Source organism: Kutzneria sp. NPDC051319 (assembly GCF_040682195.1).
Taxonomy (GTDB): domain Bacteria; phylum Actinomycetota; class Actinomycetes; order Mycobacteriales; family Pseudonocardiaceae; genus Kutzneria.
Genome location: NZ_JBFBAM010000129.1, coordinates 1 through 13133, shown reverse-complemented (window position 1 = coordinate 13133; position 13133 = coordinate 1). Strand labels below are relative to the sequence as shown.

7 protein-coding genes are annotated in these 13133 nt (G+C 73.0%); 2 read left to right on the top strand and 5 right to left on the bottom strand.

The genetic code is table 11. The annotated features are described in order from the left end of the window. The 4 genes from AB0M73_RS48615 to AB0M73_RS48600 all read right to left on the bottom strand — a co-directional run. On the bottom strand, positions 1–215 hold a 215-nt coding region (locus AB0M73_RS48615), incomplete at its 3' end, for a hypothetical protein (protein ID WP_363906833.1). 61 nt (positions 216–276) lie between these two features. Continuing rightward, positions 277–3033: an AAA family ATPase gene (locus AB0M73_RS48610; RefSeq protein WP_363906832.1), complete on the bottom strand. Its 2757-nt coding sequence runs from the start codon at positions 3031–3033 to the stop codon at positions 277–279. A gap of 197 nt (positions 3034–3230) precedes the next feature. Further along, positions 3231–3944, bottom strand: a complete 714-nt coding sequence (locus tag AB0M73_RS48605) for a YcnI family protein (protein ID WP_363906830.1) — start codon at positions 3942–3944, stop codon at positions 3231–3233. Between the two features lie 184 nt (positions 3945–4128). Further along, complete coding sequence (locus AB0M73_RS48600) at positions 4129–6939, bottom strand: BTAD domain-containing putative transcriptional regulator (RefSeq protein WP_363906828.1); 2811 nt, start codon at positions 6937–6939, stop codon at positions 4129–4131. A gap of 591 nt (positions 6940–7530) precedes the next feature. Here AB0M73_RS48600 and AB0M73_RS48595 point away from each other — a divergent pair. After that, positions 7531–8583 (top strand): Gfo/Idh/MocA family oxidoreductase, encoded by a 1053-nt coding sequence (locus AB0M73_RS48595; RefSeq protein WP_363906827.1) that lies wholly within the window; start codon positions 7531–7533, stop codon positions 8581–8583. On the opposite strand, the gene AB0M73_RS48590 is transcribed toward AB0M73_RS48595, so the two are convergent. Further along, positions 8571–9602, bottom strand: coding sequence for a 3-dehydroquinate synthase family protein (locus AB0M73_RS48590; protein ID WP_363906825.1), 1032 nt, complete (start codon positions 9600–9602; stop codon positions 8571–8573). The two genes, AB0M73_RS48595 and AB0M73_RS48590, sit on opposite strands and share 13 nt — an antisense overlap. A gap of 223 nt (positions 9603–9825) precedes the next feature. On the opposite strand from AB0M73_RS48590, the gene AB0M73_RS48585 reads away from it, so the two are divergent. Then, on the top strand, positions 9826–13133 hold a 3308-nt coding region (locus tag AB0M73_RS48585; RefSeq protein ID WP_363906823.1), incomplete at its 3' end, for an AMP-binding protein.

Below are 13133 nucleotides of genomic sequence, written 5' to 3'. Positions count from 1 at the left end.
AGCACGGTGCGGGCCATCTTGGTTTGTTCGGGGTTGGGCCAGTCGGGCTGCTGGGCGGCCGGCCGGGCCAGCGCGTCGTCCAGCTTCCGGCGCAGTGCCGAAGGTAACGACGGAAGTGCCACGGTTCTCGGTTCTGCCAAGGGATCGAGCAACGCGGTGGTCGCCTCGACTTCACGGGCGACGAGCAGGGACCTGCCCGCGTGGGAGCTGTTCACGATGCCGTGCACCGATCTCTTCGAAGTGTCATGGGTCGGCGGCGGGTGGGGCGCGCTGCCGTCAGCCGGTCCTGGTCGCGTCCCACAGGTCAACCGGAAGGTCCTTGCGGTGCTTGATGTCCAGCTTGCGGTAGACGCGGGTGAGGTGCTGCTCGACCGTGCTCGCGGTGATGTAGAGCTTGATCGCGATCTCCCGGTTGGTGTAGCCCATCACCGCGAGCGCGGCGACCCGCCGCTGCGACTCGGTCAGCGAGACGATGCCCTCGGTGGGAGCGGCGCCGGTGGTCATCCGCTCGCCGTCCGCCGACACCGACAGCAGCTCCTGGACCAGGGGAGCGGCCTCGCAGATCTTGGCCACGTGCAGCGCCCGCCGGAACAGCAGCCGCGCCCGCCGGTTGTCCTCCACCAGGGAATAGCCCCGGCTCAGGTCGGTCAGCACCCGGGCCTGCTCGAACCGGTCCCCGCTGGCCTCCAACAGCTCCAGCGCCTCGGTGAGCGGCTGCAGCCGCCGGTTGGGCGGGGCCACCGCGGCCAGCAGCCGCAGCGACAGGCCACGCACCCGGACCCCCACCGAGTCCGGCCGGGACAGCTGGTCGCGCAGCAGCCGGCGGGCCTGGTCCCTGTTGCCCAGCTCCAGCCACGCCTGCGCGGCACTGGTCCGCCACGGCACCAGGCCGGCGACGTCCAGCCCCCACGTCCGCATCAGCTCGCCGCAGGCCAGGAAGTCGGCCAGCGCGGCGTGGTAGCGGTTGGTGGCCAGGTGGTGGTGGCCGCGGGCGTGCAGGTAGTGCAACCCGTACCGGCTCTGGAACATCGCCTCCGGCACGGCGTGGGTGAGCAGGGCCGCGGCCCGGTCGTGCTGACCGAGACAGGTTGCCGCCATGATCATGGCGCCGAGCGGAAGGCCCACCGCGACGCCCCACGCCTTGAGGCTCAGCCGGCCGAGCGCCGACTCGCCGTGGGCCATGGCGGCGGTGAGCTCGCCCTGGCGCAGCGCGACCTCCGCCCGCACCGCGGCCAGCACCGCGCGCCAGGTCGGCAGGCCATCGACCTCGTTGTCCGACAACAGCTTCTCGCACCACGCCGCCGCGCGGTGCACCTGGTCGGCGCCGACCAGCACCAGCAGCGCGAGCATCGTGGACTCGTCCGCCCACGGCGTGGTGCGGCCGAGGTGGATGTCCCGCAGGACCTGCTCGGCCCGGTCGACGGCCTCGGTCAGGCCGCCGCGGGACAGCAGCCCGGCCAGCATGGCGGCCGACCCGAGCTGCGGATCGGTGCTGGCCAGCACGTCGCTGTCCGGCGGGCCGGACGGCGACAGGGCCAGGTTCGGGCGGTGGGCGAGGCCGGGGTGTGACACGGCCAGCCACAGCTCGATGTCGCCCAGCTTGCGCTGCGGCCCGTCACCGCCGCGCATGCGGGTCAGCAGCGTGCCGGCCTCCTCGGGCCGGCCGTGCCACAGCAGTTGCCGGACCAGGGTCATCAGGTCACGCCAGGCCAGCCGGCCCGAGTGGGCCGACGCCACCAGCTCGGGCAGGTGCCGGGTCGCCGCCGACGGATCGACCTGCCACTCGGCGTCGGCCAGCCGGGCCAAGGTCACGGATCGGACCGCGTCGCCGCTGGACGACCGGTGCGCCAACCGCAGGCAGTCCACCGCGAGCTCGGGTCGGCCGGCCAGCAACGCCTGCGTGGCGGCCTCCTGCAACACGGGAACCGCCCAGGCGTCCACCGGCTCGTCGGCATCGACCAGGTGCTTGGCGACAACCGATGCCGGCGCGCCGCCGTCGTGCCGCACCTTGGCCGCGCACAGGCGCAGTTCGGCCCGCTGAGCCGCGGTCATGTCGTCGAAGACGGCCGCCCGCGCCACCGGGTGCCGCAGCGTGCCGCCGTCGATCAGCCCGGCTGCGGCCATCTCCCGGATGGCCCGCTGCACCCGCGTCTGGTCGATGCCCGTGAGCTGCCCCAGCTCCGCGGCCGAGGCGCCGTCACCCAGCACGGCGATGGCCCGGGCCACCGGCAGCAGATCCGGCGAACCCCGGTGCAGGCAGCTCAACAGGGCCAGGCCATAGCCGGCCGCGGTGGCCTCGCCGAACTGGAGGTGGTCGCCGACCAGTGCCCGCAGCAGCAACGGGTTGCCGCCGGTCGCCGCACGGAACGACGGCGTCAGCTCCACCGCCGTGCGGCGATCCATCCGCTGGGCCAACAGGTCCACGACGCCCGCGCCGGACAGCGGGGCCACCGTCAGACGCCGGAAGTGCGGCTGGCCCAGCAGTTCGGCCCGCCACGGCGGCTGCGGCGGCCGCGGATCCTGCTCGTCGGTCAGCACCACGAGCACCCGGGCCGAGCCGATCCGCCGGATCAGGTGCAGCAGCCAGCCCAGCGACAGCGGGTCGGCGTGGCCGAGGTCGTCGATGCCGATCAGCACCGGCGTCGAGGCGGCCAGTTCGAGCACCGCTCGGCTCAGGCACTGGAACACCAGCACGACGTCGAGCGGGAACGTCGCGGTCGGCGCGCCGGCCGCGGTCCAGGCCACCGTCGCCTCGTCGGTCAGCCGGATCAGCTCGGTCAGCGCGTCCGGCGCCAGGTCGGCGCTGTGCAGCAGCTGGATCACCGCCCCCAGCGGCAGTGTCTGCTCGGCGCGGGAGCAGTTCGCGGTCAGCGCCTGCGCCCCCTGGCCGCGGACCCGGTCCGCGACAATGCGCAGCAGCTCGGATCTCCCGCAGGTGAAGGGGCCCTCGACCAGCGCGACCCCGCCCTTTCCCGCGCCGCATTCGGAAAACAGCCGAGTCAATTCAGCTAACTGGTCGTCACGTTCGAACACAGTCACTGGCCCGCCCCCCGGTCGGTGTCCGCGTCGTCGATGCGATGAGCATCGATCGGATAAGGGGGAGCGCCGCCCCGAGCTCCCCGCGGCGAACACTAGCAACCGGGGGCAGGGTCGAGGTGAATCGTCGCACACCAACGGGAAATTGCCCGACCACTGGGCAATTTCCCGGCAGTGGCCCGCGAACGGTCACGTCATGAGGAGGCGCCGCCACCGTTGCGGCCGGCCCGGCGGACGGCGACCGTGGCGAGCGCGAGCGCCGCCAGCGCGAGGACGCCGGCGCCGATGCCCAGCACCGTCCCGAAGCCCGACGGGTCGGCCGTCGAGGTGGTGGCGGCCACCGGCCGCTCGGCCGGGGCCTGTGTGGTGACCTTCAACGTCGGCGCGGGGTGGTCGGGCTCGTCGCCGCCGGGCGTGGACTGGTTGATCCAGCGCACCACGTCGCCGTTGTCGTAGGTCTGCACCGCCTTGAACACCAGCGTGTCCACGCCGGTGGGCAGCGGTCCGAGGGAGACCTCGAAGTCCTCGAAGCCGCCGGGCGCGATGGCGCCGCCGGTCCAGGTGATCTTGGAGACCGCCTGGCGGACCTGGCCGTCGTCGGTGTCGATCGGCGTGGCCAGCGCGGCCTTGTCCACCTTCACCGTCCACCCCGGCGTGGCCCTGGTCAGCACCGACGCGATCGGATGATCGGCGGGCAGGGTCACCTCGACAGACGTGGTGGCGGCCTGGTCCTCCTCGTTGGGCACCCGGAACGCGACCTTCGCGTAGCCGCCGGCGGCCGCCGTGTTCGGCTGCACCGTCACGTGCGCGCTCGCGGCGCCCGCCGTCGCGAGCAGACCGGCCACCACCATCGCACCCGACACACCCGCCCATCGGCCGATCCGCCCGGTCATGCCCTTGGCTGCCACCTGGTTCCCCCTGCCGTCCGCGATCGCCTCGGCCCCGTGCTTCGGCGAGTGGAAACCTGCCAGCCGGGAGGGAGAACCGACAACCCCTAAGGCACCCCGCCGTTTCCGGGCGTGGCAAGGCTTTCCGCGGCAACACGAGACCGGCGACGGGGGAGTGCCCCGTCGCCGGTCTCCTCGGCGGGTGTCAGTGCAGCGCGGCCGGCACAGACGCGCCGCTGGTGATCCGCACGGGCAGCCGCACCGCGACCGCCGCGGCCAGCCTCGTGTCCACCGTCTCCCGCTCGGTGAACACCGTGGTCTCGACGACCGGCCGACTGACGGCGACGGACCGTGCCGCGGTCGCCGCCGGCAGCTGGGCCAGCCGCATGTGGTGCTCGGCCAGCGCCGGGTCGCCGTGGGGCAGCGCGCCGACCCACTCGGCGGCGCGGGCGTGCCGGTCGGCCCGGTCGGCCCGCGGCAGCTGGTGGTAGGCGACATCGCGCACCACGACCTGGTGGAAAGCGTATTCCTGCTGCCCGGCCACGACCTGGTCGTTGGTGATCAGCAGGATGCCGCGCCGCACCAGGCTGTGCAGGGCACTGGCCACCTCGTCCTTGCTGCGCCCGCCGACCACCGAGACGGCGTTCACGCACACCGTGCCGTCCACGACGGCGGCGTCCCGCAGGATCGTCTTCTCCAGCGCCGGCAACGAGTCCAGCATCGCGGCCACGACGCTGTGCACGGTCCGGGGCAACGCGATGAGGTCGCCGGAGTGCAGCCAGCCAGGTCCCTGCGCCACCGGCGAAGTGTCCCGCTGGCTGGGATGGCCGTCGCGCAGCATGCGCACGTACTCGCGGGCGAACAGCGGCACGCCGCCGATGCGGGACAGCAGCGCACTGAGAAAGCGGTTCAGTGCCCCGCCGGTGAGGGAGTCGGTGTCGCCGGGTTTGTCCCCGCACAGCCCGAGCTGGGCCGCGAACTCCTCGACCAGCCGCACGCTGTCGCCGTCGGACAGCGCCCGCAGCTCCAGCCGTGTGCCGCCCCAGCGCGCCGGCAGCGAGGACTCCGGACGACAGGTGACGACCACCAGCATCGGCACCGGCAGGGCCTGCGACGGCAGCTCGGCGAGGAACTCCAGCAGCAGGTCGTCATAGCGGTGCGCGTCCTCGAACACCACCACGACCGGCTCGCGGGCGGCGACCTCCTCCATGAACCGCCGGAAGGCGATGAGCGCCTCGCTGCGGTCGCCGTCCGGCGCGGCGTCGGGATCCGGCGCCAGCAGCGGGGCCATCCGGGACGCCAGCCACCGCCCGGCGTGGCCGGCGCCGACCAGCTCGTGCACCGCCGCCGTCAGCTTCTCCTCGGCGGCGTGGTCGTCCTCGGTGACGCCGAGATAGCTGCGCACCACGGCGCCGAGCGCGGACAGGTGGCCCGGCTCGCCCGCCCACCGGCTGTCGCTGGTCAGCACGCGAACGCCGGAGCCGTCCCGGTGCGGCGACCGGCAGAACTCGCCGACGAGGCGGCTCTTGCCGATCCCCGGCTCTCCGACCACGGTCACCAGCTGGGCCCGTACCGAGCGCTCGACCTGCGCCAGCGCGTCCCGCAGCGTGCCCATCTCGCGGTCCCGGCCGATCAGCGCCGTGCTGACCACGTCACCCGGCCGGTCGTTGGCCCTGACCAGCTCGAACCCGCCGTCCGCGGCGTCCGCGGCGGCGAAGACGAAGCCGAACTCGCAGGTGCGCATGGTGGTGGCGCACACCCGGAACTCGCCGGGGGCGAGCCGGCCCAGCAGCCGCAGGCCCTCGTCGACCAGGGCCCCGACCACGTCGTACTGGCCGTCCCTGGCCCGGGACGGCCGGACCAGCGCCTCGCCGGTGTTCACCGCGACCCGCGCGGCGTCGGCGTGCCAGCCGTCCAGGCCTGGCCGTGTGGCCAGCCTCCGGTTGATGCCGAGCGCGGCTCGCACGGCGCGTTCCGCGTCGTCCTGGGCGGTTTTGGGCACCCCGAACCACGCCACGTGCACGGTGCCGACCGAGTTGTGCACGATTCCGCCGAAGCGCTCCACCTCGGCCCGCACCGCCGCCGCCACCTCGCGCTGGGCGGTCTCGACGTCCTCGGGGTCGTCGTCGGCGTGCACGCTCAGCGGCACGTCCACCAGCAGCGCGCTGACCAGCTTGCGCTCGGCGGTGGACAGCGCGGGCTCGACCTCGGCTCGCGGCGCCGGGGTCTGCGGGGCCCGCGCCGCCGCCGGCGTGAGCGCCAGCGACGGGTCGTGGTCCAGGATCGCCTGCTGCAACTGCCGGAGCTGGCGGCTCGGGTCGAGCCCCAGATCCTCGACCAGGTGGTTGCGGGTGTGCAGGTAGACGTTCAACGCGTCGGCCTGCCGTCCGCACCGGTACAGCGCGAGCATGAGCTGTGCGCACATCCGCTCGCGGGGTGGCCCGCTCAGCGCCAGCGGCTCCAGTTCGGTGACCACCTGGTGGTGCATGCCCAACGCCAGCTGCGCCTCGACGCAGTCCTCGAGCGCGGCCAGGCGCGCGTTGCCCAGCGCCGACATCTGCGGCCAGTCCACGCCGGCCTCGGCGAGATCGGCGAGCACCGGGCCGCGCCACAGCCCCAGCGCCTGCCTGAGCAGCAGCACCGACCGGTCGTAGTTGCCCTGCGCCAGCTCTGACCGGCCTCGTTCGGCCAGACACTGGAACTCGAGAACGTCGATCCGGTCCGGCCGGACCCGGAGCATGTAGCCGGGCGCGTGGGTGGCCAGCACCGCGGCGTCGGGACCCGGCTCGTCGGCGGCCAGCGCCGAGCGGAGGCCGGCCACCGCGTTGTAGATGATCTTGCGCGCCGTCGACGGCGGCCGCTCTCCCCAGAGCGCCTCCAGCAGCTGGCTGATCGCCACGGCCCTGTTCTCATGTAACAGCAGAAAACCCAGTGCGGCCCGCTGGTTCAGTCCGCCGAGCGGAACCGACTGTCCCTCGTGGCGAACCTCGAGCGGGCCCAACAGGTTGAAACGCATGTATCCCCCCAGCCATGAGCCGACAGGCAATGCGGCCGCGCGAGCGCGGTCGAATGCTCGCCGACACGGGATTCACCGGGAAGGCCGATAGTCCAGCGACGAACTGCTCGTGGCGACCCCGCTGTCCATAGCCCCCCCCAATTGCGGCCCGACGACCGCACCTTGATGGTCCTTTGTAGACCGATTGCCAGCATAGCAGAGGGCGCTGGTGATCCGGGTCACATTGGCATCCGGTGGCAAAGGAGTCACGGTGGGCGTGACTCCTTATCGACCGGTTGAGGGTCGTTGGCCTGGGAATATGAATTCAACGACGGTAGAATTCGGTTGTCTGGCGACGCACAAGGGCAGGAGGACCCTGGGCGGCGATTCGTCGTCGGAAATTGCCTTGTGAGACCGTGGTAGCGCGTTAATGTCTTGTTACGGATTTCATTCTGCTGGAAAAAGTCAAGGATTGTGGCCGTGACTTCTTCGCGATGACCACGCATAACCGGTGGTTGGGTAGGGGGTGGTCGCGGGTGGGTGAGGGGCCTGACCGCACCGCACCGGTCGCGTAGCGTCGGCCGCATTGGGGCCTGCGAAGAATGGGGAATCATGGCTGGCGGTGCCATGTCCGCGATGCGTGTCGCGATGGTGGGGCTCGGTTGGACGGGACGCCAGGTGTGGTTGCCTCGGCTTCGGAGGCAACCCGGGATCACGGTGGTGGGAGCGGTCGACCCCGAGCCGGTGCTGCGGGCGACGACGGCCCGTGGCGGCGCCGGCGTCGCGGTGGTGGCCGGCATCGACGAGCTCGGCCCCGACGCGGCCGACCTCGCGGTGGTGACCGTGCCGAGCGCCCGCCGCGTCCACGTCGCGGCGGAGATCCTCGCCGCGGGAATTCCGGTGTTCCTGACGAAACCGTTGTGCCACAACCGGATCGAGGCCGACCTGCTGGCCGCGGCCGAACGCGCGGGCGGCACGGTGCTGCTCGCCGACAACGTGAACCGGCACCGCACCGACGTCCGCACGCTGCACGACCTCGTCGGTTCGGTGGGCACGCCGCGCCACATCGACCTGTCCTGGGTGCGCGCCCGCGGCCGGTCCGCGAGCGGCGCGCTGCTCGACCTCGGGTGGCATCTGCTCGACGCCGTCGCCCCGGTGCTGGGGGACGCGACCTTCCGCCAGGTCGTCGCCACGGTGTCCGACGACTTCGTCCGCGGCGGTCCGGCCCGAGCGTCCTGGCGGCGCGGCGGGGCCAACGCCGCCGTCGAGGACACCGTGCGGGGCTTCCTGGTCACCGACGACGGCGTTTCGGTTGCACTGCGGGCAAGTTCGGCATCACACGAGCTGAACGAGTCGACGCTGATCCGGGTGGAGGGCGCCGACGGCAGCGTGACACTGCGCTGTGTGTTCGGCGTCGGCCCCGAACCGGCGCGCACCTCGACGCTGACCTGGACGCACGACGGGCGTTCGGAGGTCGTCGACCTGCCGGCGGCGGCGATCGGCGAGGAATACGAGCGGCAGATCGCTGCCCTGCCGGAGCTGCTCGCCGCGGCGACACCCGGCCGGGCCGTCGACGACGCGCGGCGCACGATCGAGGTCGTCGAGCGCCTGTACGCCTCGGCCGGCCAGGCCGGGGTCGCCCTGAGTGCGGCTCAGCCGGCCTGAGGCATGCCGGCCAGGGTGTCCGCGACGACCTCCGCCGGCACGCCGGCCACGAGTTCGGCGCCGCCGGGCCCGTCCAGCACGAAGGTCAGGCCGGCCGTCGCCTTCTTGTCCAGCCGCATCAGCCTGATCAGGTCCGGGGTGCTCACGCCGGCCGGCAGCGCCGTCGGCAGCCCGTACTCGCGCACCACCTCGAAGTGCTCGGCCACCCGTGCCTCGGGGACACGGCCGAGCGCGCCCGCCAGCCGGCCGGCGAACACCGTGCCGATGGCCACCCCCTCGCCGTGGGCGATGGCGTAGTCGGTGGCGCGTTCCAGCGCGTGGCCGAGGGTGTGGCCGTAGTTGAGCAAGTGTCGCAAACCCGTGTCGCGCTCGTCGGCCGCCACGATCTCGGCCTTGCGTGCCACGCTGGCCGCGATCTGGTCGGCCAGCGGCAGTCCGTGCAGGTCGCCGGCTCCGATGAAGTGGCAGCGCGCGATCTCTCCGTAGCCGTTGCGCCATTCCCGCGCCGGCAGCGTGTCGAGGTACTCGGTGTCGCAGAGCACCGCCCGTGGCTGCCAGTACGTGCCGACCAGGTTCTTGCCCTCGGGCAGGTTCACCGCCGTCTTGCCGCCGACGCTCGCGTCGACCTGCGCCAGCAACGACGTCGGCAGGTGCACGACCGGCACCCCGCGGTGGTACAGCGCGGCCGCCAGCCCGACGGTGTCCGTCGTCGTACCGCCACCACAGGAGATCACCGCGTCCGAACGGCTCAGCCCGTACTGCGCGAACCGACTGCACAGCTCGCCGACGGTGGCCAGCGTCTTGTCCCGCTCGCCGTCCCGCGCGGGTATCACCAGCGCGGGCACGCCGGGATCGGGCACCAACTCCGGCGGTCGCGCCGTGACCACGACGACCCGTTTCGCGCCGATGTCGGCCACCACGCGCGGCAGCAGCTCCCGCACCCCGCGTCCGATGTGGACGTGATAGGAGCGATCGCCCAGTGCGACCGGGATGCTGCGCTGCACAGCCTTGCCGTCCATGAGGTCACCTCGATTGCGTTGGCAGATAGGGACATCTTTCGGCACGGCGGCCGCGGGCCGGTCGAGCGCGGACCAGGTAAGGGCGGCCATAGGGGGGTCGGAAGGGGAAACCGCGGCCCGTTCGTCGATGAGAATCGCCTGCGGACATTGGTCTTCTCGCCGTCCACGGCCCCGCTCGCCGACGCGGGGTGTCCGGGCGAGTCACTGGGGGTGTGGTCGACACATGTTGCGTACCGAGCTGATCCGTCCGCTGCCCGAGCTTCTGGTCGCGCACGCCGCCCGGCTGGGCGACAAGACGGCCTTCCGGGATGCGCGCCGGGCCGTCAGCTATGCCGAGCTGGAGCTGCGCACCCGGCGGATCGCCGGCCACCTGGCCGGACTGCGGGTGCAGCAGGGCGACCGCGTCGCCATCGTGCTCGGAAACTGCGTCGAGATGATCGAGAGCTACCTGGCGATCACCCGCGCCGCCGCCATCGGCGTGCCGGTCAACCCCCGGGTCACCGAGGCCGAGCTGGACTACCTGCTCGACGACAGCGGCGCCCGGGTGGTGATCACCGACCCCGCGCACGCCGAGCTGGTCGCCCGCGTGCTGGCCGGCAACCCGTCGGTGCGGCTGGTCGTCACCGGCGACCAGCAGCTGCCCGCCGGCGCGGTGTCGTTCGCGACGATGGCCAGCACCGCGCCCGCGCACCCGGCCCGCGACGACCTCGGGCTCGACGACGTGGCCTGGATGCTCTACACCTCCGGCACCACCGGCAAGCCGAAGGGCGTCCTGTCCACCCAGCGCAACTGCCTGTGGTCGGTGGCCGCCTGCTACGTGCCGGTTCCCGGCCTGTCCGAGGACGACCGCGTCGTCTGGCCGCTGCCGCTGTTCCACAGCCTCGCCCACATCGTCTGCGTGCTGGGCGTGACCGCGGTCGGCGCCACCGCGCACATCCTGGACGGGTTCGCCGCCGACGAGGTGCTGACCGCGCTGCGCGAGGACGACGCCACCTTCCTCGCCGGCGTCCCGACCATGTACCACTACCTGGTCACGGCCGCGCGGGACCGCGGTTTCCAGGCGCCGAACCTGCGGATGTGCCTGGTCGGCGGGGCCATCACGACCGCGGCCCTGCGCAAGGCGTTCGAGCAGGCCTTCGGCGCGCCGCTGCTCGACGCCTACGGCAGCACCGAGACCTGCGGCTCCATCACCATCAACTGGCCGACCGGCGCCCGCGTCGAGGGCTCGTGCGGCCTGCCGGTGCCGGGCCTGGGGGTGCGGATCGTCGACCCGGAGACCGGCATGGACGTGCCGGCGGGCAGCGAGGGCGAGGTCTGGGTCCGCGGCCCCAACGTCATGGTCGGCTACCACAACCAGCCGGCGGCCACCGCCGAGGCGCTGCGTGACGGCTGGTACCACACCGGAGACCTGGCGCGCCGGGACGACGAGGGCTACTTCACGATCACCGGCCGGATCAAGGAGCTGATCATCCGGGGCGGCGAGAACATCCACCCGGGCGAGGTCGAGGAGGTGCTGCGCACCGTCGCCGGCGTGGTCGACGTGGCCGTGGTCGGCAAGCCGCACGACGTGCTCGGCGAGGTCCCGGTGGCCTTCGTGGTGCCGGGGCGCACGGGGTTCGACCCCGAGCAGCTGCTCGCGGCGTGCCGGGAGAAGCTGTCCTACTTCAAGGTTCCCGAGGAGCTGTACGAGATCGCCGCCGTGCCGCGGACGGCGTCCGGCAAGATCACCCGGCACGTGCTGCTGGAGCAGCCGGCGCGGCTGCGCGCGGCCTCCGGCCAGTACTACGAGTCGCTGTTCCGGCTGGACTGGATCCCGCTGCCGTCGGTCCGCGCGGCGACGGCCACCGCGCGGCACTGGGCGGTCGTCGGGCCCGACTCGTTCGGCGTCGTCGACGGACTGGCCGAGCAGGGCCTGCTGGTCGAGGCGTACCCGACGATCGCGGAGCTGCGGGCGTCGGTCGAGGCCGGCGGGACCACACCGGACGTCGCGGTCGTGTGCTGCGACGCCGGCCTCCGCTCGACCGGGCCGCTGGCCGGTGCGGTCGCCGACGCCGTGGTCCGGGTGCGGGCCGACGTCGAGCAGTGGCTCGCCGACACGACGATGACGGGCACGAAACTGGTTGTGCTGTCCGGGAACGCGGTCGCCGTCACCAGCAGCGAGGGCGTCCCCAACCTCGTGCACGCCCCGCTGTGGGGGGTGCTACGCAGCCTCCAGTCGGCCCGCGCCGGGCGTCTGGTCGTCGTGGACACCGACGGCAGTGCGCCGTCGGCCGGCGCGCTGCCGACGGCGGTGTCGTCCGACGAGCCGCAGATCGCGGTGCGCGGCGGGATCACGCTGATCCCCCGGCTGGCGCGGGTGTCCACGTCCGCCGAGTTCGACGAGACCCCCGCGTTCGACCCGCACCGCACCGTGCTGGTCACCGGCGCCGAGACGCCGGCCGGCATGGCCGTGGCCCGTCATCTCGTTGCCGGCCACGGACTTCGGCGCGTGTTGCTGCTCGTGGCACCCCAGGCCCGTGAGACGGTCGGCGAACTCCAGGCCGAACTGACGGCCCGGGGCGCGGAGGTCGCCGTCGCCGGCTGCGACGTTGTCGACCGCCAGGCCCTGTCGGCCGTGCTGGACCAGCACCGGCACACCCTCGGCGCCATCGTGCACGTCGGCTCGGTCGCGCGGAACGGTCTGACCGGCGCCATCGACGCCGCCCTCAACCTGCACGAGCTGACCAGGGACGTGGAGCTGACCTCTTTCGTGCTGTTCTCGTCCGCGGTCGGCCTGTTCGGTGCGGCCGATGGGAGCGACCACGCGGCGGCGAGCCTGTTCCTGGACGGCCTGGCCCTTCGCCGCCGCGCGGTCGGCCTGCCCGCGCTGTCCCTGGCCTGGGGCAGCTGGGAGCCGGTCGAGGGGGAGGGCCGCGGTGGCATGACCACGGCCCAGGGCCTGGCGATGTTCGACGCCGCTACGGTCCTGGACGAGCCGGTCCTCGTGGCCACGCGCCTGGACGTCACGATGCTGGCCACCGTGCCGCCACTGCTCGCGGCGCTGGTCGACGCACCGGCGCGCAGCGCGGTGGCCGACAACGCCGTGCGGGCTGCGCTGTTCGCCGAGGTCGTGCAGCTGCCGGCGGCGGAGCAGCTCGCCCACCTGCTGGACCTGGTGCGCGCCGAGGCGGCCGCGATCCGCGAGCTGGGCGGTCCCGGCGATCTGGCGGCCGACCGCGCCTTCAAGGAGCTCGGGTTCACCTCGATGAGCTCGGTCGCGCTGCGCAACCGCCTCGTCGAGGCAACCGGGCTGACTCTGCCGGCGACGGTCGCGTTCGACCACCCGACGCCGCGGTCGCTCGCCCGCTTCCTGCACGCCGAACTCACCGGCGTCCGGCCGGAGCCGGCCACGGCGCCGGTGGCGCGGCCGAGGCCGTCGGAGGACGACCCCGTCGTGATCGTGTCGATGGCGTGTCGGTTGCCGGGTGGTGTGTCGTCGCCGGAGGAGTTCTGGCGGTTGGTTTCGGGTGGTGTTGACGCGGTGTCGGGGTT